The sequence below is a fragment of the Pseudomonas sp. NFACC45 genome (assembly GCF_900113505.1).
Classification (GTDB): Bacteria; Pseudomonadota; Gammaproteobacteria; order Pseudomonadales; family Pseudomonadaceae; genus Aquipseudomonas; species Aquipseudomonas tehranensis.
Genome location: NZ_FOPO01000005.1, coordinates 248,257 through 270,922, shown reverse-complemented (window position 1 = coordinate 270,922; position 22,666 = coordinate 248,257). Strand labels below are relative to the sequence as shown.

General features: G+C 61.3%; 19 protein-coding genes. 11 read left to right on the top strand and 8 right to left on the bottom strand.

Going from position 1 to position 22,666, the window contains the following annotated elements:
• Positions 1-2 precede the first annotated feature (2 nt).
• Together lpdA and BM132_RS11400 are read left to right on the top strand one after the other, a co-directional pair.
• Positions 3-1,385, top strand: a complete 1,383-nt coding sequence (gene lpdA, locus BM132_RS11405) for a dihydrolipoyl dehydrogenase (RefSeq protein ID WP_092455338.1) — start codon at positions 3-5, stop codon at positions 1,383-1,385.
• A 255-nt stretch (positions 1,386-1,640) separates the two neighbouring features.
• Complete coding sequence (locus BM132_RS11400) at positions 1,641-2,660, top strand: branched-chain amino acid aminotransferase (RefSeq protein ID WP_092455335.1); 1,020 nt, start codon at positions 1,641-1,643, stop codon at positions 2,658-2,660.
• 75 nt (positions 2,661-2,735) lie between these two features.
• Here BM132_RS11400 and BM132_RS11395 read toward each other — a convergent pair whose 3' ends face one another.
• On the bottom strand, positions 2,736-3,665 hold the full coding sequence (locus tag BM132_RS11395; protein WP_092455333.1) for a DMT family transporter: 930 nt from the start codon (positions 3,663-3,665) through the stop codon (positions 2,736-2,738).
• Between the two features lie 109 nt (positions 3,666-3,774).
• Here BM132_RS11395 and BM132_RS11390 point away from each other — a divergent pair, with 109 nt between their 5' ends.
• Positions 3,775-4,569 (top strand): AraC family transcriptional regulator, encoded by a 795-nt coding sequence (locus BM132_RS11390; protein ID WP_092455331.1) that lies wholly within the window; start codon positions 3,775-3,777, stop codon positions 4,567-4,569.
• Between the two features lie 339 nt (positions 4,570-4,908).
• Here BM132_RS11390 and BM132_RS11385 read toward each other — a convergent pair whose 3' ends face one another.
• Positions 4,909-5,664 carry an ArsR/SmtB family transcription factor gene (locus tag BM132_RS11385; RefSeq protein WP_092455605.1) on the bottom strand — a complete coding sequence of 252 codons (756 nt, stop codon included), beginning with the start codon at positions 5,662-5,664 and terminating at the stop codon, positions 4,909-4,911.
• 55 nt (positions 5,665-5,719) lie between these two features.
• The gene (locus BM132_RS11380) at positions 5,720-6,061 is read right to left on the bottom strand and encodes an FKBP-type peptidyl-prolyl cis-trans isomerase (RefSeq protein WP_047227612.1); all 342 of its coding nucleotides are present in this window, start codon (positions 6,059-6,061) and stop codon (positions 5,720-5,722) included.
• A 146-nt stretch (positions 6,062-6,207) separates the two neighbouring features.
• Here BM132_RS11380 and BM132_RS11375 point away from each other — a divergent pair, with 146 nt between their 5' ends.
• Both BM132_RS11375 and BM132_RS11370 read left to right on the top strand, forming a co-directional pair.
• On the top strand, positions 6,208-7,269 hold the full coding sequence (locus BM132_RS11375) for a M4 family metallopeptidase (protein WP_092455329.1): 1,062 nt from the start codon (positions 6,208-6,210) through the stop codon (positions 7,267-7,269).
• Positions 7,269-7,592 carry a protealysin inhibitor emfourin gene (locus BM132_RS11370; RefSeq protein ID WP_092455327.1) on the top strand — a complete coding sequence of 108 codons (324 nt, stop codon included), beginning with the start codon at positions 7,269-7,271 and terminating at the stop codon, positions 7,590-7,592. Before BM132_RS11375 ends, BM132_RS11370 begins: the two co-directional genes overlap by 1 nt.
• A 5-nt stretch (positions 7,593-7,597) precedes the next feature.
• On the opposite strand, the gene BM132_RS11365 is transcribed toward BM132_RS11370, so the two are convergent.
• On the bottom strand, positions 7,598-7,906 hold the full coding sequence (locus BM132_RS11365) for an RcnB family protein (RefSeq protein ID WP_092455324.1): 309 nt from the start codon (positions 7,904-7,906) through the stop codon (positions 7,598-7,600).
• Between the two features lie 162 nt (positions 7,907-8,068).
• Here BM132_RS11365 and BM132_RS11360 point away from each other — a divergent pair, with 162 nt between their 5' ends.
• Together BM132_RS11360 and BM132_RS11355 are read left to right on the top strand one after the other, a co-directional pair.
• Positions 8,069-8,692 (top strand): DJ-1/PfpI family protein, encoded by a 624-nt coding sequence (locus BM132_RS11360; RefSeq protein WP_092398936.1) that lies wholly within the window; start codon positions 8,069-8,071, stop codon positions 8,690-8,692.
• Between the two features lie 108 nt (positions 8,693-8,800).
• Entirely contained in the window at positions 8,801-9,904 is a 1,104-nt protein-coding gene (locus BM132_RS11355; RefSeq protein WP_092455321.1) for a DNA alkylation repair protein, read from the top strand.
• Positions 9,905-9,912: 8 nt separating this feature from the next.
• On the opposite strand, the gene BM132_RS11350 is transcribed toward BM132_RS11355, so the two are convergent.
• Complete coding sequence (locus BM132_RS11350; RefSeq protein ID WP_092455319.1) at positions 9,913-11,991, bottom strand: putative bifunctional diguanylate cyclase/phosphodiesterase; 2,079 nt, start codon at positions 11,989-11,991, stop codon at positions 9,913-9,915.
• A 187-nt stretch (positions 11,992-12,178) separates the two neighbouring features.
• On the opposite strand from BM132_RS11350, the gene pncA reads away from it, so the two are divergent.
• The gene (gene pncA, locus BM132_RS11345) at positions 12,179-12,805 is read left to right on the top strand and encodes a bifunctional nicotinamidase/pyrazinamidase (protein WP_092455317.1); all 627 of its coding nucleotides are present in this window, start codon (positions 12,179-12,181) and stop codon (positions 12,803-12,805) included.
• A 32-nt stretch (positions 12,806-12,837) separates the two neighbouring features.
• On the opposite strand, the gene BM132_RS11340 is transcribed toward pncA, so the two are convergent.
• Together BM132_RS11340 and BM132_RS11335 are read right to left on the bottom strand one after the other, a co-directional pair.
• Positions 12,838-14,139: an ATP-binding protein gene (locus BM132_RS11340; RefSeq protein WP_092455315.1), complete on the bottom strand. Its 1,302-nt coding sequence runs from the start codon at positions 14,137-14,139 to the stop codon at positions 12,838-12,840.
• 4 nt (positions 14,140-14,143) lie between these two features.
• Entirely contained in the window at positions 14,144-14,845 is a 702-nt protein-coding gene (locus tag BM132_RS11335) for a response regulator (protein ID WP_092398946.1), read from the bottom strand.
• Between the two features lie 277 nt (positions 14,846-15,122).
• Here BM132_RS11335 and BM132_RS11330 point away from each other — a divergent pair, with 277 nt between their 5' ends.
• The 3 genes from BM132_RS11330 to BM132_RS11320 all read left to right on the top strand — a co-directional run bounded on the left by BM132_RS11330 (position 15,123) and on the right by BM132_RS11320 (position 20,030).
• Positions 15,123-16,268 carry an efflux RND transporter periplasmic adaptor subunit gene (locus tag BM132_RS11330; protein WP_092455312.1) on the top strand — a complete coding sequence of 382 codons (1,146 nt, stop codon included), beginning with the start codon at positions 15,123-15,125 and terminating at the stop codon, positions 16,266-16,268.
• Positions 16,269-16,282: 14 nt separating this feature from the next.
• Complete coding sequence (locus BM132_RS11325; RefSeq protein ID WP_092455310.1) at positions 16,283-19,381, top strand: efflux RND transporter permease subunit; 3,099 nt, start codon at positions 16,283-16,285, stop codon at positions 19,379-19,381.
• Positions 19,382-19,571: 190 nt separating this feature from the next.
• Positions 19,572-20,030 (top strand): hypothetical protein, encoded by a 459-nt coding sequence (locus BM132_RS11320; RefSeq protein WP_092455309.1) that lies wholly within the window; start codon positions 19,572-19,574, stop codon positions 20,028-20,030.
• Positions 20,031-20,089: 59 nt separating this feature from the next.
• Here the strand turns inward: BM132_RS11320 and BM132_RS11315 are convergent, their stop codons facing one another.
• The gene (locus tag BM132_RS11315; protein ID WP_092455307.1) at positions 20,090-22,549 is read right to left on the bottom strand and encodes an autotransporter outer membrane beta-barrel domain-containing protein; all 2,460 of its coding nucleotides are present in this window, start codon (positions 22,547-22,549) and stop codon (positions 20,090-20,092) included.
• Between the last annotated feature and the right edge of the window lie 117 nt (positions 22,550-22,666).

Genomic DNA, 22,666 nt, shown 5'->3' with positions numbered 1-22,666 from the left:
CGATGCAAACTTTGAACACCACGCTGCTGATCATCGGCGGCGGCCCCGGCGGCTACGTGGCAGCGATCCGCGCCGGTCAGTTGGGTATCCCGACCATTCTGGTGGAAGGCCAGGCGCTGGGCGGGACTTGCCTGAACATCGGCTGTATCCCATCCAAGGCGCTGATCCATGTGGCCGAGCAGTTCCACCAGACACAGCACCACAGTCAGGCCTCGGCCCTGGGTATCACGGTGTCGGCGCCGAGCCTGGACATCGGCAAGAGCGTGGAATGGAAGGACGGCATCGTTGACCGCCTGACCACCGGCGTCGCGACCCTGCTGAAAAAACACAAGGTCCAGGTCATTCACGGCTGGGCCAACGTCGTCGATGGCAAGACCGTGGACGTCGGCGACACGCGCATCCAGTGCGAACACCTGCTGCTGGCCACCGGCTCGAAAAGCGTCGAGCTGCCGATGCTGCCGATTGGCGGGCCGATCATTTCCTCCACCGAAGCCCTCGCCCCTGCCTCGGTGCCCAAGCACCTGGTGGTGGTGGGCGGTGGCTACATCGGCCTGGAGCTGGGTATTGCCTACCGCAAGCTCGGTGCCGAGGTCAGCGTGGTCGAAGCCCAGGAGCGGATTCTGCCGGCCTACGACGGCGAACTGACCCAACCGGTGCACGAGGCGCTCAAACAATTGGGCGTGAAGCTGTACCTCAAGCACAGCGTCGAAGGCTTCGATGCCCAGGCCAGTACCTTGCAGGTGCGTGATCCGGCAGGCGACACATTGGACCTGGACACCGACCGGGTATTGGTGGCCGTGGGTCGCAAACCCAACACCCAGGGTTGGAACCTCGAAGCGTTGCAGCTGGAAATGAACGGTGCGGCGGTAAAAATCGACAACCGTTGCCAGACCAGCATGCGCAACGTCTGGGCCATCGGTGATTTGAGCGGCGAACCGATGCTCGCCCACCGGGCCATGGCCCAGGGCGAAATGGTTGCCGAGCTGATCGCCGGCCAGCCTCGCGAGTTCGCTCCGACGGCCATCGCGGCGGTGTGCTTTACCGACCCGGAACTGGTGGTGGTCGGCAAGACCCCGGACGCAGCCAAGGCCGCCGGGCTCGACTGCATCGTTTCCAGCTTCCCGTTCGCCGCCAATGGCCGGGCCATGACCTTGGAATCGAAAAGCGGTTTCGTGCGGGTCGTGGCGCGGCGGGACAATCACCTGATCGTCGGCTGGCAAGCGGTCGGCGTTGGCGTCTCGGAGCTGTCCACCGCGTTCGGCCAGTCCCTGGAAATGGGCGCTCGCCTGGAAGACATCGCCGGCACCATCCACGCCCACCCGACACTGGGCGAGGCGGTGCAGGAAGCGGCGTTGCGAGCGTTGGGGCATGCGTTGCATCTATAACAGCTGTGGGTGAATGACCTTGTGGCGAGGGGATTTATCCCCGCTGGGTTGCGCAGCAACCCCAATACCTGTCAGCACCGGACGTCAGGTATATGGGGGTATCGGAACCAAGGGGGGCTGCTTCGCAGCCCAGCGGGGATAAATCCCCTCGCCACAGGCTGCGAAACAACCCCGGAATGAAGTATTGTTGTCCCCATCCAAAAAACGTCAGAAGCCTTGAACCGTTTCGACGGTTGTTAAGCAATAGAGGGTGTCATGGGTAACGAGAGCATCAATTGGGACAAACTGGGCTTTGACTACATCAAGACCGACAAGCGCTACCTGTCGCACTGGCGCGATGGCGCCTGGGACGCCGGCACCCTGACCGACGACAACGTGCTGCACATCAGCGAGGGCTCCACCGCCCTGCACTACGGTCAGCAGTGCTTCGAAGGCCTGAAAGCCTATCGTTGCAAGGACGGCTCGATCAACCTGTTCCGCCCGGACCAGAACGCCGCCCGCATGCAACGCAGCTGCGCCCGCCTGCTGATGCCGTTCGTCGAGACCGAGCAGTTCATCGAAGCCTGCAAGCAAGTGGTCCGCGCCAACGAGCGTTTCATCCCGCCTTACGGCACCGGCGGCGCGCTGTACCTGCGTCCTTTCGTGATCGGCGTGGGTGACAACATCGGCGTACGCACCGCCCCCGAGTTCATTTTCTCGGTCTTCTGCATCCCGGTCGGCGCCTACTTCAAAGGTGGCCTGACCCCGCACAACTTCCTGATCTCCAGCTTCGACCGCGCAGCCCCACAAGGCACCGGCGCGGCCAAGGTCGGTGGCAACTACGCCGCCAGCCTGATGCCCGGTTCCCAGGCCAAGAAGGCGAACTTCGCTGACTGCATCTATCTGGACCCGATGACCCACTCGAAAATCGAGGAAGTCGGCTCGGCGAACTTCTTCGGCATCACCCACGACAACAAATTCGTCACCCCAAAATCCCCATCGGTCCTGCCGGGCATCACTCGCCTGTCGCTGATCGAACTGGCCAAATCGCGCCTGGGCCTGGAAGTGATCGAAGGCGACGTGTTCATCGACAAACTGTCGGACTTCAAGGAAGCCGGCGCCTGCGGTACCGCTGCGGTCATCACTCCGATTGGCGGCATCAGCTACAAGGACAAGCTGCACGTATTCCACAGCGAAACCGAAGTCGGTCCGATCACTCAGAAGCTCTACAAAGAACTGACCGGCGTGCAGACCGGTGACGTGGAAGCGCCAGCGGGTTGGATCGTCAAGGTCTGATCCAAGCCTCCCCGTTACACTAGGGGGCTTTTGTGGCGAGGGAGCAAGCTCCCTCGCCCCATGGGTTTGTCTCCCTTACTCGCGCCGCAAAACCGGCCATCGCCCCCAACGCTGGCGAAACCATCCGTAACCGCTGACCAGTAGAATCCCACTCAATACCAAAGCCGCGCCAACGATGAAGTTCGGCTCCAGCGGTTCATCCAATAACCAGACACCGAAACCGATGCCAAACAGCGGCGTCATGAACGACAGCACCCCCAGCTGCGAAGCCAGGTAGCGGCGCAGTAGAGAGAACCAGATCAGAAAACTGGCGAAGGACACCAGCAAGACCTGGAACGCCAGGCTGGCCATCAATTGCGCTGTAGGGTTGATCGTCGTTTGCCCCAGCACCACCGCCATCCCGATCAGCATTACCCCCGCACCGACCAGTTGATACAGCAGCGTCTGGCTGGCGGGCAGGTCCGTCAACCGCGAACAACGCACCGTCACCGTGGTCGCGCCCCACAAGGCACCGGCCAACAAACCCATGCCATCACCCAGCAATGAACTGCCGTTCTGCGCACCCGAACCACCACTGAACGCCACCACCACGCCAGCGAAAGCGACGGCGATGCCCAGCCATTGCAGCGGCTTGAGGCGTTCGTTCGGCAGTTTCCAGTGCAGCCCGAGGGCGGCGAACATTGGTGCGGTGTAGAGGAATATCACCATGTGCGAAGCCGTCGTGTGGCGCAGACCTTCACCCACAAACACAAACTCCAGGGCAAACAGCAAGCCCACCACCAGGCCCGGACGCCAACTGCCATCGCCCAAGGACAAGCGTTCACCGCGCGCCCACACCAGCAGCCAGACCAGCACCGCGGCGATGGCGGAGCGCACGCCAAGCTGCAACATCGGCGCCATGTCGGCGGCGCTGGCCTTGATCGCGACTTGCTGGAAACCCCAGATGGCACAAAGGCCGGTCATCAGGGCGCAGACCTGGCCATCCAGGGCGCGGCGGGTGGTCATGGGAACAGTCCTTGGGCTGGATTCGATAAAGGGAGTGTGTCCCTGACACCTTTACTGGATATAGTGATTATCCGACAAACCATCCCGGTAATCCGCCATCGCGGTCGATATGCAACCTCATGCCCAACACTTGAAGATGCCTCCGTTCGAAACGGCGCTGCCGGCGCCGATCTACTTTCGCAGCGCCTGCATGCCCGCCCATACCACATACCCACGGCACCGGCATGCCTGGGGGGAGTTCGTCTACTCCTACAGTGGTGTAATGGAGATCGAAATCGCCCGGCACCATTATCTGGCACCACCGCAGTACGGTATCTGGCTACCGCCGGACATGGAGCATGTGGGGTTCAATCGGCACGAGGCTTGCCACTGTTCGTTGTACCTGGCGGCCGAACTGTGCAGTGCGCTGCCTGCCGCACCCTGCGCGCTGACCTTGAGCCCGTTGATCCGCGCGCTCCTGGAAGAGCTGCGCAGCGATCCGCCAAGCCAGCCACAGACACCTGAACAGCAACGCCTGTTGCAGGTGCTGGTGGACAAGCTGGCCCAGGCACCTCATGTCGGCAGCTACCTGCCCTCCTCCGATGACCCGCTGCTGGGCCCCGTGCTACGGATCCTGGAGGCCAACCCCGGCGATCCGCGCTCGCTGCCGGCCCTGGCCCGCGCCGCCAATACCACCGAACGCACGCTGATGCGCCGGGCCCAGCGGGATCTGGGCATGTCATTGGTGCAATGGCGCCAGCGCCTGAAAGTCATCGAAGCCCTGGCCCTGCTCGAACGTGGCCAGAGCGTGGAAACCATCGGCCTGGACCTGGGCTACAGCAGCGCCTCGGCATTCATCAGCATGTTTCGCAAAATGATGGGGACTGCGCCGGATGAGTATCGACGCAGGCACATGTCTGGATAATGAGGGTGGTGCTGGAATGGCTATCGCGAGCAGGCTCGCTCCCACAGGGTTTGTCGTTGGCCATCAATCATGTGTTCACCGCAGTTCCACGGTGGGAGCGAGCCTGCTCGCGAAGGCGGTGGATCAGCTTGCATAGATGCTGGATGTGAAGACCCCTTCGCGGGCAAGCCCGCTCCCACAGGGTCTGTCAGTGGCCATCAATCATATGTTCAGCGCAGTTCCACTGTGGGAGCGAGCCTGCTCGCGAAGGCGGTGGATCAGCTTGCATGGATGCTGGATGTGAAGGCCCCTTCGCGAGCAGGCTCCCACAGGGTTTGTCGTTGGACATCAATCATATGTTCAGCGCAGTTCCACTGTGGGAGCGAGCCTGCTCGCGATGGCGCCAGCAGGGGCGACATCCATCTCGACATCGACACCCAATCGCGTCGCCATTTCCTTGCGGCCACTGGCCGTCAAGCCCAGCGCCCGACTGTCCAGGTCCTGGATCACCCATTTGCGCTTGATCGCCATTTGCAGCAGTGCCGCCCCCAAAGCTCCCCCCAGGTGCGGACGGCGCATGCTCCAGTCCAGGCATGGGCAGGCAAACCGGCGTCGCTGAACGGCAAGCGCCTGGACATCAATGCCCAGCCCTTGCAACAGCGCCTCGCCATCGTCACTCAGGCGATAGCCTTTGCCTTCCATCTCCACCAGCCATCCGGCTTCAAGCATCCGATCGTGCAAGCGCACCGCCAGCGTGCCGGCCATGTGGTCGTAGCAGGTGCGGGCAAATTGCAGGCGATCCGGGGTACGCGGGGTGAAGGTCGGGGCGGCGTTCTGGCCGATCACCATCAACGCTTCAAGGGCCTGGGCAACGCGTCTATCCGCCAGGCTGTAATAGCGATGTCGACCCTGGACGTACAGACGCACCAAGGCCAGTTCCTTGAGCTTTGCCAAATGGCTGCTGGCGGTAGAGGCACTGACATCGGCGATGCTCGCCAACTCCGTGCTGGTTCGGGCATGGCCGTCCATCAACGCGCACAGCATTCGGGTACGGGCCGGTTCGGCAATGGCCGCGGCGACCTGGGACACCCCAAGATCATGTTGCTCTGCATTCATATTTCGCACCCCGATGAATAGCGCCATGCTAGGACTGGAGAGAGTAGCAACCCTTTCAATCGTCGCGGGTCAGCACTTCCAGCAGTTCGATTTCGAAAATCAGATTCGCGCCCGGCTTGATGTGAGCGCCCATGGACCGTTCGCCGTAGGCCAGATTCGCCGGCACCCACAGCTTGCGCTTGCCGCCGACCTTCATGCCCATCAGGCCGACGTCCCAGCCCTTGATCACCCGACCGGTGCCGATCACGCACTGGAAAGGTTTGCCTCGACTGTAGGACGAATCGAATTCGGTGCCGTCTTCCAGTGTGCCTCGGTACTGGGTGGTGATCAGCGCGCCTTTGACTACGCTTTTGCCGTCGCCCTGCTCCAGGTCGATGATTTGCAACTCTTCGTTCATGGGGCACTCCCGTTTGGTTCAGGCGCGGGTTTTCGCAGAAATCCGCGCGGCTGGCAAACTTTTGTGTATTGGCTGCACAAGGGAACCGCAGCGGTCGCTTCGGTTCACATGGGTATCGACCCTGCATTTCAGATAAGGATATTCTGATGATCGACTCTCGCCCGCTTCACGGTTTCATTCCTCCCTATATCCTCAACCGAATCATCGCCCACGGCTCCGAACATCAACGTTCCAGCGCCCTCGGCACCCTGACCCATGTACGCAATCTGCGGCACAACCCCGGTCCGCCACACAACCCGCCCGCCGCCGCAGCGCTGCCCAGGCCGGGCAAGCCCGGCCAACCCCAGCGCAGCGTGCATGACGCACAAAACACCATGGAACTGCCCGGCCAGCCGGTACGCCTCGAAGGCCAGGCAGCCACTGGCGATGCGGCTGTAGACGAGGCCTACAACGCCCTCGGCGCCACCTACGATTTTTTCTGGAAAGTGCTGGGGCGCGACTCCATCGACAACAAAGGCTTCGCCCTGGTGGGCAGCGTGCATTACGGCCAGGACTACGAAAACGCGTTCTGGAACGGCGCACAGATGGTGTTTGGCGACGGCGATGGCGAAATCTTCCAGCGCTTCACCCGCTCCCTCGACGTGGTGGCCCACGAGTTGGCCCATGGCGTGACCGAAAGCGAAGCCGGATTGATCTACGCCAACCAGTCTGGCGCATTGAACGAGTCCATGTCCGATGTATTCGGCGTGCTGGTCAAGCAGTTCGTGCTCGAGCAGACCGCCGACCAGGCCGACTGGCTGATCGGCGCCGACCTGCTCACGGACAAGATCAACGGCGACGGCCTGCGCAGCATGTCCAACCCCGGCACGGCCTACGATGACCCGCTGCTGGGCAAAGACCCGCAACCGGCGCACATGCGTCAATTCGTCATCACCCGCGAGGACAACGGCGGCGTGCACATCAATTCCGGCATTCCCAACCGCGCCTTCTATCTGGCGGCCACGACGCTGGGCGGATTTGCCTGGGAAAAGGCCGGGCGGATCTGGTATGAAACCTTGTGCGACAGAAGATTGGCCAACGACGCGTCCTTCAGCGCCTTCGCCCGCTTGACCGTCGAGCACGCCCGCCAGCGCTTCGGTGCCCGGGAAGTGCAGGCTGTGCAGAATGGCTGGGCGCAGGTAGGCGTCGATTTAACCGAGGAGCATTGATGAAACCTCTTCCACACCTCGACGATCACGCGGTGGTCCGGCTGTCTCGTCAGGGCGGTGTAGCGGCGATTTCCGCCCTGACTCGCCCTCGGGAAATCGATTTCGCCCTGTGCGATCTCGACCAACGCACGCGTATCTGCTCAGTACTGGAGGGGTGCCTGCCGCTGGACTCGGCGGCGCCGGGGCGTGGCGACCAGCGTTTTTTCCGCATCGAAGTGCGCTACCGCGCCAACGACCAGGACGACGAAATGGTGCTGCAGGTGCCTGAAGATCAGGCACCTGGCGAGCTGGTGCGCCTGTGGGACAAAGGCCAAGTCAGCTGAAGGAACTAGCGCGTGGTGGGGGTGATTTTCAGAATCCGCCCGGAGGCAATCACCACCATCACGTACTTGTCATGGATCTGCACCCATTGCGCGCCTTCCTCTGGGGCTTCGAGCCCCTTCTCTTTCCAGTTTTTAATGGCCTTGTCCGAGCGCTGATATTCAGCCGGCGTCCGGTCCGCTTCCACCAAACGGCGACCATTGTTGGGGGAATGCTCCACCGCATCTCCGGTGGCCTCGACCGCTTGCGCCACAGGACCAAAGGCGGCGAGACCGGTGATCAGGACCAGGCTGGCGATCCGGGTAGGGTTACGCATAAAAACTCCAGTGATTTCGAGAATACTGAACTCTCCGACTTCAACGGCGGCAAATCATTCCTTTTACTGTAGTGACGAATCCGTCGCCGACTGTACGGGGCGGTGATGCCTGCAACCGGCGTAGGCTGGCAAAAAAGCCATTTATAAAAACCGGGGCTCGCCATGCACATCGCCATTCTGACCTTCGACGGCTTCAACGAACTGGACTCACTGATTGCCTACGGCATGCTCAGCCGCATCTCCCTGGTGGGCGATAAGGATTGGCGTGTAAGCATCGCTTCACCTACCCCGCGCGTCACGTCCATGAATGGCTTGACCATCGACGCCCAGATCGACCTGGAGCAGGCCTGCAAGGCCGACGCCGTGTTGTTCGGCAGTGGCATGAAGACCCGCGAGGTCGCCAATGACCCGGCCATCATGAGCCAGTTGCGCCTGGACCCGACTCGCCAACTGCTCGGTTCGCAATGCTCCGGCACATTCCTGCTGGCACGCCTGGGGCTGCTCGGCCAGGCACCGGCCTGCACCGACACCACCAGTAAACCCTGGGTCGTCGCGGCGGGTGTCAACGTGGTCAATCAGGCGTTCCACGCCAATGGCAATATCGCCACCGCCGGAGGCTGTTTCTCCGCCCAGTACCTGTCGGCCTGGGTGCTGGCGCGGCTCAAGGGGCTGGAGACCGCCCGGGAAGTGCTGCACTACTTTGCCCCGGTGGGCGAGAAAGAGGCTTATGTGGAGCGGGGATTGGGGCATATTCGCCAATATGTGAGTGAGATGGCGCAAGTCTGACGCGATGCCCGGTGGTGAGGGAGCCCGCTCCCTCGTCACGGGTCGGGCTACTCTTTGGCTGCCACATCCCCTATAAAGTCCAACACACCTCACCGCACGGACCCGGCCATGACCACCCCCACCAACTCGTCCCCTGCCCTCAAGGAAATCTTCAACGCCGCACGCCTTGAGCACATCGCCAGTGAAATGAGCACGGTGTATCCGGCTTTCGATAGCCGGGCGTTCCTGAACATGGCCAAAGACGGGCTGAGCGAGCTGTCGGTGATGCAACGCATGGCGCGTGTCAGTGAGTGCCTGCATGCGGTACTGCCCTTGGACTACGAGGCCTCGCTGGATGTGCTGCGGGACCTGGCGCCCCGCCTCAACAGCATGTTTGTCAGCATGTTCCTGCCCCACTACGTGGCGTCCTACGGCCGGCACAGCTTCGACTTGTCCCTGGATGCACTCAAGTATTTCACCCGGTTCGGCTCCTCGGAGTTCGCCGTGCGGCATTTCCTGCGCGATGACCTAGCGCGCACCCTCAAGGCCATGCACGACTGGGCACACGATCCCAACGAACACGTACGTCGCCTGGCCAGCGAAGGCAGCAGGCCGCGCTTGCCGTGGTCGTTCCATCTGGAACCGATCCAGGCCAATCCCGACCTCGCCGCCGCCATCCTTGAGACCCTCAAGGCCGACAACAGCCTGTATGTACGCAAGTCCGTGGCCAATCATCTCAACGACATCACCAAGCAGCACCCTGACTGGGTGCTGGACCGGATCGAAGGCTGGCCCCTGCAAGATCGCCACACCGCATGGGTCGCCCGCCATGCTTTGCGCAGCCTGATCAAACAAGGTAATGCGCGGGCACTGGCGGTTATCGGGGTCGGCGGCAAAGCGCAGATCCAGGTGCTGAACTTGCAGGTCACGCCGGCAGTGATTCGGCTCGGCGAGCCCATCACCTTGTCGTTCAAGGTGCAATCAACCCTCGAGCAGAGCCAACGTCTGGTGATCGACTATGCCATCGACTACGTGAAAGCCTCGGGCGGCACCTCGGCCAAAGTCTTCAAGCTCAAGACCTTCGACCTGCCCGCCCTGGAGGGCGTCAGCCTCAGCCGCTCCCAGCACATTCGCGAGCTGACCACCCGCCGACACTACGCGGGCCGGCACGCGGTGCATCTGCTGGTCAATGGCGAGCGGCTAGGCAGCACGGCGTTCGATATCGTTCCCTGAGCAGCCGCTCAGGCCAGCGCCAGCCGTTGTGCCTTGCGAATGTCCTGCAAGAAGCGCTCGGCCGGCAGCGGGTGGCCCAGCAGATAACCTTGCAGCGAATCGCACCCCAACTGAGTCAAGAAATCCTGCTGCACGTCGGTTTCCACCCCTTCGGCAACGATTCGCAGCCCCAGCGCCTGGCCGAGTGCGACGATGGCCGAGACAATCGCCGCATCATCACTGTCGTGCTCCAGGTCGCGCACGAAACCGCGATCGATCTTCAGCTCGTTGGCCGGCAACCGCTTGAGGTACATCAGGCTCGAATAACCGGTGCCGAAGTCGTCGATGGACAAGTCCACGCCCATGTCCGAGAGCTGCTGCAGCACGGTCATGCTGGCATCGGCATCGCTCATCGCCGTGGTCTCGGTGATTTCCAGGGTCAGGCTGTTGGCCGGCAAATGATGAGTCTCCAGCGCCGTGGCGACGCTCTGCACCAGCCCTACGTGGCAAAACTGCAACGCCGACAGGTTCACCGCGATGCGCCAGTCGGTGTAGCCGAGCACGTACCATTCGCGCATCTGGCGGCAGGCCTCGTTCAACACCCATTCACCGATGGGAATGATCAGCCCGGTCTTTTCCGCAAGGTCGATGAAGGTATCGGGCATCAACAGGCCCTGGGTTGGATGCGTCCAGCGCAACAAGGCTTCGGCACCGACCGGACGGCCGTTGGCCGCGTCGAACTTGGGCTGATAATGCAGGCTGAACTGGCGCTGCTCGACGGCGATGCGCAGGTCTTGCAGCAATTGCAATTGCTTGCGGGCGTTGCTGTTCATCGAGGCATCGAAAAAGCTGTAGCCGTTCTTGCCGGCACCCTTGGCGTGGTACATCGCCGCATCGGCATTCATCAGCAACTCTTCGGCGCTCTGGCCGTTGCCCGGATAAAGCGCGATGCCGACACTGGCGGATATCTGCAAGTCATGATCGGACACCCGGAACGTGCGACCGATCAGCCCGACCTGGCGGGCCGCCAGGCGCAACGCATCGTCAGGCTCGGCCAGTTGCACCAGCAGCACGAACTCATCACCGCCGATCCGCGCCAGGGTGTCCTGGCTACGCAAGTCTTCCCGCAGGCGCAGGGCCACGTCGCGCAGCAACAGGTCGCCCATGTGATGGCCGAAAGCATCGTTGACCGGCTTGAAGCCGTCCAGGTCGATGAACATCAAGGCGAAACAGCCGCCCTGCTCATGCACCCGATGCATGGCCTGATCGATACGATCGGCCAGCAATACGCGGTTGGGCAGTTCGGTGAGGGGGTCGTGCAGGGCCAGTTGCGTCAGCTCGCGGTTGGCCAGGGTCAACGACTGGGCCAGCTCTGCGGTCCGGGCTTCCAGGCGTGCATCGAGAATCGAGGTGAGCAAGGCGATGGCCAGCACCGCCAGCGTGGTGATCAGCACCAGATTGTCCAGGCCCTTGCTGCTCAAGCCGTCCAGGGCGCCGCAAAAACTGCCGTCGCTGAACCGCGCGGCGGCCATGCCGGTGTAATGCATACCGACAATGGCCAGGCCCATCACCACGGCGGCACCGGCACGAGCCAGACGTACATGAGGGATGTTCTGGCGCAGGCGAAAGGCGATCCACAACGCTGCCGCCGAAGCGCCGACCGCAATCACCAGCGAAGCCCCGAACAACGAGGGGTCATAATCAATACCCGGCTGCATCCGCAGCGCCGCCATGCCGGTGTAATGCATGGCACTGATGCCGGCGCCCATGATCAACGCGCCGAAAGCCAGTTGCCACGCCGGCAATTGCGGCTGACTGACCAACCACAGGGCAAAGCCGCAGGACAGGATGGCGATCAGCAGCGACAAGGCGGTGATCGACACATCGTAGCCAAGCTCCACCGGCAAGGTGAACGCGAGCATGCCGATAAAGTGCATGGACCAGACCCCGACGCCCATTGCCAGGGAGCCACCGGCCATCCACCAATGCGCCGCGCGCCCCTGGGTGGTAGCGATGCGTCCGGTCATGTCCAGTGCGGTGTAGGAAGCCAGTACCGCAACAAACAGGGAAATTGAAACAAGGGCCGGTGAATAACTGCCGATGAGCATGGGTTTTTCTCGTGACTGGAAAGCCGAACTGCTTCCATGCCCGGTTGAAAGGCGGCGATTGTACTCAATTGCGGTACGGGCGTACCGACCAAATATCAAAAAGCCATCACCTCTGGAATATTTGCGACGAAAGACATCCCGTTCCGTTCGGCTAAGCTGTGGTGGGCCATGTTCAGGAGACCCATTCATGACACCCCCAACCGCCGCGTTAGTGGTAATAGACGTTCAGAACGACTTCGTCCCCGGAGGCCAACTGGCCGTACCGGGGGGTGACGAAATCGTGCCATTGATCAACCGCCTGGGCCGTTCATTCAGGCAGGTGATCCTCGCCCAGGACTGGCACCCGGCCGGGCATGCTTCGTTTGCCTCCAGCCACCCGGACAAGCAGCCGTTCGACCTCATTCAACTGCCCTATGGCGAACAGAAACTCTGGCCTGACCACTGCATACAGGGCAGCCAAGGCGCCGCGCTGCACCCGGCCCTGGACCTGCCCCACGCCCAACTGATCATTCGCAAGGGCTGCAACCCGGACATCGACAGCTATTCGGCCTTCATGGAAGCCGACCGCCAGACCCCCACCGGTTTGACGGGCTACCTCAAGGAGCGCGGCATCGACACGGTGTATATGGTGGGGCTGGCGCTGGACTTTTGCGTGATGTTTTCGGCGCTGGATGCCCGCGCTGCGGGGTTCAATGCGCTGGTGGTGCTCGATGCCTGTCGGGGCATTGATATCGACGGTTCGATGGAGGCAGCAATCCGGCGGATGCAGCAAGCGGGTGTAGCGCTGATTGAGTCGAGTGCAATAGACGCCTGACCCCTGCTACATGCCCCCCCTCCACAGCCGCATCAGTACGGTGTCGGTAACCACAAGCGCAACCGCGCGCCGCCCAGCGGCGAGGCTTGCGCCGTCAGCGTGCCGCCCTGGGCTTGCAGGGCGCGACGGCTGATGGCCAGGCCGAGGCCAAAACCGCCCGTGGCGCGGTCGCGGCTGCGGTCCAGGCGATAGAACGGTTCGAACACGCGCTCGCGCTCGCTGTCAGGAATACCGATACCGTCGTCGTCGACCCAGATCTCGCAGCCCTGGACGCCGACCAGTACGCCAACCTGGATCCGCTTTTCGCAATAACGCATGGCATTGCGCAACAGGTTCTGCAACGCCCGGGCCGTCAGGCGCGGGTCCAGCACGAAACGCTCCAGCGCACCGTGCAGCAGCACATCGATCACCACGTCCGGCGCGGCCAGGTCCTCGTCGACACTGCCCAGGATACTGTCGATGAACTCGTCCAGCGCTACCTCCACTCGTTCGGGCAGATGCTCGGGGTTCTGCAGACGGCTGTAGGACAACAACTCCAGCACCAACTCATCCAGCTCGCGGATGTGCGCCACCAACCCTTGCAACCGCTCGCGACTGGCCGGAGGCAGGTCATCCGACAGCGCCAGGGCCAGACCGAAATCGAGGCGGGTCAATGGCGTGCGCAATTCATGGGACACCGCATTGAGCAGATCGCGCTGCTGGTTGAGCAAGCGCTCGATGTCGCCGGCCATCGTATCGAACACGTGGGCCAGGCTGCCGATGTTCGAGCTGGAGCCAATCTGCGTACGTTCGCTCAAATGGCCTTTGCCGAAGCGTTCAGCGGTGCGTTTGAGCCGTTCCAGATCGCGCCAATGCGGCCGTAACCAAAGCAGCAGGCAGGCCAGCATCGTCGCACCGATCAACACGTTGATGCTCCAATACAACCAACTGACCTCGGTCGGGTCCGGGGGCACGATCATCTTGACCGCCGTGCGCTCATCCAGCGGCGCGGCCGCCAGGGTTCGCCAGGCCCATTCGCCCAGGCGCACCACGTTCTCGCCGCGCTGGAGACGCGCCTGCTCGGCGGCGCTGAAACCTGCATCATCAATGGCCGCCAGTTCGATGCGCAGCGGCTCGAACTCCTTGTCCATCTGTGCCGCCAGTGCCGGCCACTGCTCGCTGGGCACGTTATGGAACTGCCTGACCATCAAGGTTTGCAGGCCACGGGAGTAATCGAGGTTGTAGTTCAGAAAGCGTTCATGGAACAGCCGGACCACCAGTTCCGGCATCAGGTAGATCGCGGCGCTGTAGGACACGATGGTGACCAGGTACAGGCGAATCAGCAGCTTCCACATCGACTCAGCATTCCCACTCGGAACGGCTGAACAGATACCCCTTGCCCCACACGGTCTTGATCTTGCGGGCTTCGCCGGCGTTGTCGTCGAACTTGCGCCGCAGCTTGGAGATCGCCACGTCCACCGAGCGGTCGGTGCCGTTGAACTCGATGCCGCGCAGACGCTGCAGAATCTGGTCGCGACTCAGCACTTCGCCGCAATGCCGGGCCAGCACCACCAGCAGGTTGTATTCGCCGCTGGACAACTCCACCGCTTGCCCGCGCCAGGTCACGGTGCGTTCGGACAGGTCGATGCACAGGTTGCCCATGAGAATGCGGTCGTTGACTGTCTGCGGCTCGGTGAGGCTACTGCGGCGCAACAAGGTCCGAACGCGTGCCAGCAGCACCCTGGGTTCACAGGGTTTGCTGACGTAGTCATCGGCGCCCATTTCCAGGCCCAATACCTGATCATGGCTGTCATCCCGGGCAGTGAGCATCAGTATGGGCAAGGTGGCCGAATCAGCCCGCAACAAGCGGCAGACCTGCAAGCCGTCCAGCCCCGGCAGCATCAGGTCGAGGATCACCAGGTCCGGCTGATCGACACGCGCCCGTTCACGTACATGATCGCCACGGCTGAGCACACTGACCCGATAGCCGTTGCGCTCCAGGTAGCTGGCGATCAGTTCAGAAAGAGCGGTGTCGTCTTCCACCAGGAGGATGTTGGGCATGGGTGTTTCCAGAAAGTGCTGGGGCGTCGGCTATGCCACTATCGCGAGCAGGCTCGCTCCCACATTTGGCTTTCGGTGCGACACAAAACCAGTGTGGGAGCGAGCCTGCTCGCGATAGCGGTATGACAAACGCAGAAAATCTCAAGCTGCCAAGGATATACGCCCTCGCCCCCTCCCGAGCAAACCCCTTACACAATTTCACACAGCCCCTACAAAGCTTTACCGATCCACGCTTTCACCCCCCGTAGCATGCAACGTTCATTATCGGGGAAGCACCATGCCAAAGAACTCTATTGCCACCCTGGGCCTGCTGCTCGGCGCGTTGCTGCTGAGCGCCTGCGATAGCGCCTCGAGCCCTGAAGACGCGGCACCGCTGGCCACTGTGGCGATCGAAACCCTCGAAGCCCGCCCACTCTCTATCAGCAGCGAACTGAGCGGACGCATTGCCGCGCCGCGAATCGCCGAAGTGCGCGCGCGCGTCCCCGGCGTGGTGTTGGAACGGGTCTTTCGCGAAGGCAGCGACGTGAAGAAAGGCGATGTGCTGTTTCGCATCGACCCGGCGCCGTTCAAGGCCGACCTGGACAGCGCCGAAGCGGCGTTGCGCAAAGCCGAGGCCAACGCGTTCCAGGCCCGCCTGCAAGCGCAGCGTTATTCGCAGTTGATCGAAGATAACGCTGTCAGCGGCCAGGACTACGACAATGCCCGCGCCGCCGTCCGCCAGACCGCCGCCGATGTCGCCGCGAACAGGGCCGCCGTGGAACGAGCCAAACTGAACCTGGGCTACGCCACAGTCACCGCGCCAATTGCCGGACGCATCGGCCGGGCGCAGGTGACCGAGGGTGCGCTGGTGGGACAGAACGAAACCACGCCGCTGGCCCTCATCCAGCAATTGAACCCGATCCACGCCGACCTCACCCAGTCGACCCGCGAACTCAACGAACTGCGCCGGGCGTTGCGCTCCGGCCAGTTGCAGCAGGTCGGCCAGGATCAGGCCAAGGCCACGCTGATCCAGGATGACGGCAGCCTCTACCCGTTGCCGGGCAAGTTGCTGTTTACCGACATCAGCGTCGACCCGGGCACCGGCCAGATCACCCTGCGCAGCGAGTTTCCCAACCCTGACCTTGACCTGCTGCCCGGCAGCTTCGTGCGCGTGCGCCTGGAGCAAGCCGTCGACCGCCAAGGCATCAGCGTGCCGCAACGGGCCATCCAGCGCGACAGCGCCGGCGTTGCCCAGGTACTGCTGCTCGATACGCAGCAGCAGGTCAGCCTGCAACCGGTGGAACTGGGCGCTGTGCAAAACGACCGCTGGATCGTCACCCATGGCCTGAAACCCGGTGATCGCATCGTGGTGCAAGGCCTGCAACATGCGCGTCCCGGCGAAAAAGTCCGGATCGAAGACTCTCCACTTGCCCAGCGCCAGTAAGCAGGACATCGCTCATGCCTCAGTTCTTTATCGACCGCCCGGTGTTCGCCTGGGTGGTCGCGTTGTTCATCCTGTTGGCCGGCGCGCTGGCCATACCCCAACTGCCGGTGGCGCAATACCCCGATGTCGCGCCGCCGCAGATCGAGATCTACGCGGTATACCCGGGCGCTTCGGCGCAAGCTGTGGATCAAAGCGTGGTCAGCCTGATCGAGGAAGAACTCAACGGCACCGATAACCTGCTGTACTTCGAATCCCAGAGTAGCCTGGGCAGTGCAACCATCACCGCCACGTTTCAGCCCGGGACCAACCCCGAGCTGGCCCAGGTGGACGTGCAAAACCGCCTCAAGGCCGTCGAGTCGCGTCTTCCTCAGACGGTCACCCAACAAGGCCTGCAGGTGGACAAGGTTTCATCCGGTTTCCTGCTGCTGATCACCCTCACCTCCAGTGACGGCAAACTCGACGACGTGGCCCTCAGCGACTACCTGGCGCGTAACGTGATGAACGAGATCAAGCGTTTGGACGGTGTCGGCAAAGCTCAGTTATACGGTGCCGAGCGGGCGATGCGAATCTGGATCGACCCGCAGAAGCTGCTGAGCTTCAACCTGACCCCGGCCGACGTCAATGCCGCCATCGTGGCGCAGAACGCCCAGGTCTCGGCAGGCAGCATCGGTGACTTGCCAACCCGTACGACCCAGGAAATCACCGCCACCGTCCTGGTCAAGGGCCAATTGTCGACGCCTGAAGAATTCGCCGACATCGTACTCAAGGCCAACCCCAACGGATCTACCGTGCGAATCGGCGACGTGGCGCGGGTAGAGGTCGGCAGTCAGGAATATCAATTCTCCACCCGCTTGAACGGCAAGCCGTCCACCGCCGTCAGCGTGCAATTGTCGCCGGGAGCCAATGCCGTGAGCACGGCAAACCGGGTGCGCCAGAAGATGGACGAACTGGCGCGATACTTCCCGGCCGGCGTGGATTACAAGATCCCGTATGACACGTCGCCCTTCGTCAAAGTCTCCATCACCAAAGTGATCTACACCCTCGGCGAGGCGATGCTGCTGGTGTTCGCCGTAATGTTCCTGTTCTTACAGAACGTGCGCTACACCTTGATTCCCACACTGGTGGTCCCGGTGGCACTGATGGGCACCTTCGCGACGATGTTTGCGCTGGGCTTTTCCATCAACGTGCTGACCATGTTCGGCATGGTGCTAGCCATCGGCATCCTGGTGGACGATGCCATCGTGGTGGTGGAAAACGTCGAGCGAATCATGGCCAGCGAAGGGTTGTCGCCAAAGGAAGCGACGCGCAAGGCGATGCAGCAGATCACCGGGGCCATCATCGGCATCACCCTGGTGTTGGTGGCGGTGTTCATTCCGATGGCGTTCATGCAGGGCTCGGTGGGGGTGATTTACCAACAGTTCTCGCTATCGATGGCGACGTCGATCCTGTTCTCGGCCTTTCTCGCCCTGACCTTGACCCCGGCACTTTGCGCGACCTTGCTCAAACCGGTCGCCAAAGGCGATCACCACGCCAAAAGCGGTTTCTTCGGCTGGTTCAACCGTGGCTTCGAGCGATTAGGCGACCGCTATCAAGGCTGGGTGGCCTATGCACTCAAGCGCACCGGGCGATATATGTTGATCTACGGTGTGCTGCTGGTGGGCATGGGGCTGTTGTTCAGTCGCCTGCCCTCCTCGTTCCTGCCGGTGGAAGACCAGGGCTATACCATCACCGATATCCAGCTGCCGCCCGGCGCGAGCAAGAACCGCACGGTGCAGGTGGTCGAGCAGATCGAAGCGCACAACGCCGGCGAGCCGGGGGTGGGCGACAGCACCGTAATCCTCGGTTTCAGTTTCTCCGGCAGCGGGCAGAACGCCGCGCTGGCGTTCACCACCCTCAAGGATTGGTCGCAGCGTGGCCGCGACGATTCGGCCAGTGCCATTGCCGAGCGTGCCAACCAGGCCTTCGGCCAGATCAAGGATGCCGAGGCCTTCGCCGTACTCCCGCCACCGGTGGATGGCCTCGGGACGTCCAGCGGTTTCGAGTTCCGCCTGCAAGACCGCGGAGGCCTCGGCCATGCCACGCTGATGCAGGCTCGCACGGCTTTGCTCGCCGCCGCCGAGAAGAGCCCGGTGCTGATGAACGTGCGCGAAAGCGCCCTGGCCGAAGCGCCGCAGGTGCAACTGGAGGTCGACCGCAAACAAGCCAATGCCTTGGGAGTGTCTTTCGCCGACGTGGGCAACGTGCTCGCCACCGCAGTAGGCTCGGCCTACATCAACGACTTCCCCAACCAGGGGCGGATGCAGCGGGTGGTAGTTCAGGCCGAGGGCGATCAACGCAGCCAGGTGGTCGACCTGCTGAAGATCCATGTGCGCAACGACACTGGAAAAATGGTGCCGCTGTCAGCCTTCGTCCAGGCTCGGTGGACTCAGGGCCCGACGCAATTGACCCGCTACAACGGCTACCCGGCCATCAGCATCTCCGGTGAACCGGCCCCCGGCCACAGCACCGGCGAGGCCATGGCGGAAATCGAACGCCTGGTGGCCCTGGGCCCCGCCGGCCTGGGCCAGGAATGGACCGGGCTGTCGTTGCAGGAGCGCCTGTCCGGCAGTCAGGCGCCGCTATTGCTGGGCCTGTCGTTACTGGTGGTGTTCCTGTGCCTGGCGGCGCTCTACGAGAGCTGGTCGATCCCCACGTCGGTGCTGCTAGTAGTGCCGCTGGGGGTGCTCGGCGCGGTGTTGGCGGTATCGTTGCGTGGCATGCCCAACGATGTGTTCTTCAAGGTCGGCCTGGTGACCATCATCGGCTTGTCGGCCAAGAATGCGATCCTGATCATTGAGTTTGCCAAGCATCTGTACGACGAGGGCCACGACCTGATCGACGCCACGCTCCAGGCCGCGCGTCTGCGCCTGCGGCCGATCATCATGACCTCCCTGGCGTTCATTCTCGGCGTGGTGCCGTTGGCCATCGCCACCGGCGCCAGTTCGGCAAGCCAGCAGGCCATTGGGACCGGGGTGATTGGCGGGATGATCAGCGCGACGCTGGCAGTGGTGTTTGTGCCGGTGTTTTTCGTGGGGGTGATGAGGCTCGTGGGTCAACGTAATGAAGACCGCTAACCCCTTCGCTGCTCGCGTCGGTAGCATGGATAAAGCCCACGGCTGATACAACACCCACAGCGATCTACCTTTGTAAACTGTCAAGGATGACAGTTTACAAGCTTCGAAAAAACAGGCTTTCATAGCCTATCCAGCATTAAGGTCGGCATGGCCTTTGGATACCTTATTTCCTGTAACGGAGACTGAATCCATGAATGCCGTCATCAACCAATTGAGTTTCGCCAAAGGCAATTATGTCACGGCGTCAGCGTTCTCAAACCATGACAAAGACTTTCCCGACTTCGCGGCTACCTCGAGGCTGATTGAAAAGAAAAAGGCGGGGGTCAAACAAATAGAAACGGTGGTGATTACTGCGATTGACCGGGAAGAAAAACAGACCAGAGCGTCGATTACGACTACGCGTGAACTCATCATCAGCATTCCGGCCGATTATGAGCCGGGCAGCTATGAGCTGAAAACACGCGATGATGTGAGCTTCAGTCTCAAAGAATCCGACATGACTATCTATGAAGGTGTTTCGGGTACTATCGACCTGGTACCGGCACCGGAGGGGAACGTCAGAGGCAAATTCAACATTGATCTTGAGCTGCCGGACACCGACGGACAAACCTTCATCCTGAAGGGTCAGTTCCAAGTACTCAAGGCCTGATAAATCGGCGCTGACAAGACCCATTAAAAAGGGAAGCCAAAGCTTCCCTTTTGTTTTGGTCAGAACTGGTAATGAGCCCCAAAATTGAAACCGAAATCCTTGGTGAGATTGTCACCTTTACTGGTGTCAAGCTCAGCATGAACTTGCCAGCGATCACTCAAGGTCCATGAAGCCCCGGCGGCCACTTCGAAGCGAGTACCGGACAGATCGTTGTTGAACTTGTTGTCGTTGACCCGAACTTCGTTATGCTTGGCAAACTCCTGGACCACGGCCGTGCGAATATGCGGTTGCAGTACGCTGCCATCATCCAGGGTCATGCCCCGCCCCATTGTCACACCCACCTTGCCCAGCATGGAACGCGTCGTGTCGGCGTCAGCTTTCAGGCCGTTATTGAGGTTGAAGTCCTTGCCTTGCACGGTTGCCACCTGCCACTGCGTAAACGGTTCCACGTAGTAGCCATCCTTGATATCGATATGTTTACCAAACTCAACGGACGCACTGGCCCCCAGGTTGTTATAACCGCCCTTGGTCTTGGTACCGTCGCTCATCGTTACCTTGGCATCGTTGCGGAAATGGTTGAGTTTGGCCACGGTATCCAGGTAGTAACCGCTATCACCCAGCCAAGTGCCGTACATACCGAGGGACGTGCTATCGATCTCTCCAGAGCTGCCACGGCTCAAGTCAAGGTTCGACTTGCTATAACCGGCGAACACACCCAGCAACACACGTTCGCCCGCGATATCCACTGGGGTATCGACGCCCAAGGAAATACCGTGTTGATTCTGGCTGTAGCCGTTGCCGTAAGCCTTGTTGGTGATGCTGTATCGGCTGCCGAACGTCCGAACCCAGCCGCCCGTCTGCCCACCATTGACGCGCAAGTCACCCATGCGCGTGTTCAACAACGCCATCTCGCCATAGATCACCGTGGGTGCCGTGCCGAATATGGCCATGACCGAACGGGTCGGTGTGCTGATGACATCCTTATCGGGCTGCAGGTACCAGTCATCGCCATTCTTCACCAAACGATAGGTATAAGCGCCGACATCCACGCGATCATTGACGAGATCGTATTGAGCACCGGAGGCAACGCTTTGTACCACCTTGATCGAGTCTTCATTGACCGGATCAAGTCCCGAACTGGCCACCAGCAATTGATGATTACCGGTTGCGCTGCCGGTAATGTTCAGGAGGTCGCTGATGCCCTGATTGAAATCGGTGCCGATCTCAAACCTGCCATTGCCCGCCAGATTGGCTACGTCCAACTGGAAGTACTCCTGATCGCCGCCTAACCGAACCGTCCCGCCACTGTTGAGCGTGAGGTTGCTCACCGACTGGCTATCGGTCATCTGCCATAACGCCTGATTGCTGATAGCGAAATTGGAGATGTTATTCACCTGGCCGGTCAGGCTGGCAGCGTTGTCCAGTGTCAGACTGGAAACACTGTTGGCGGCGCCGGTCACATCCCCGACCATCACACTCCGGTTATCGATGGAAGCACTGCCCACCTCTTGCAAATTACCTGTGAGCGAGGACGCGTTGTTGATCACCACGCTCGAGGCGCCCAGCACATTGCCGGTCATACGAGCCTGATTGTTGAGCGTTGCACTGGTGACGTTCTGCAGGTCGCCGGTCAATGATGCTGCGTTTTGCAGAACGACATTGCCCGAACCGCCCGCATCCACCACGACATTGCCCGTCAGCTCGCTGTTATCGACGAGCAGATCAGCCGAAGCACCGTCGCGGATCTCAAGCAAAGTACCGTTTCCGCCAACCAAGGTTGAATCATTACGCACCGTGATGTTGGCAACGGTCGGAAAATTCGGAGCATTGATACCAACGACAATGGCCGAGCCGGTGACGCCTTCGACCCGAGTGCCGTCCAGCACGATGGACGTAGGAATGACCGTTGTTGCCAGGGTGTCGGTACCCACGGTCAATCCGTTGAGCCCTCCCGTGATCGTACTGCCACTGGCAGACAATGTGCTTTCGAGCAGGCGTATGCCGAAACTGTTGGCGCCAGTGCCTTCTACGGTGGAGTTCTGAATGTTCAGCTCGCTGAAACGATTGCCCCCGATCCCGCCCGTCAAGCCCCGTACCGTGCTGTTGTTACTCAAGGTCACCCTTGAGCCACCCACGCTGTTGATGTTGCGTACAGCTGAAATACCGGTCCCTGTAGTACTGGTAACCGTAGAGTTATTCAGCGTGGCGCTGGCATTGGAGAGAAAAATACCTTGGTTGAGTCCCCCCTCTCCGGCGGAGCTGATTGTGGAGTTGGTCATGTCAACCGTTCCACCTGTCGTACTGGTGATACCGAACGTCGTAGCACCCGAGCCGATCAATGTAGCGCCAGATTCAATTGCCCAGGTTTCGACGGGGGTAGTGGCGTCGATGGGCAGGCTTTGCCCCGCTGGGACCGTGCCGGCTTGGGCCAACGAGGCGTTTATCAGCAGCGGTAGGCACAACAGCACCGACAGACTGATGGATGTTTTGCGAAAGATAAATCCGGGTCTAGACGACATAAATGAGTCCTGCTCGATGACATTCCCTGGGGAACGAATCTCCGACCCATTACATGTGCGAGCCGGAATAAAAAACGGTCGCCAGACTACGGTTTACTCATCAAGTCCTATGTAGGA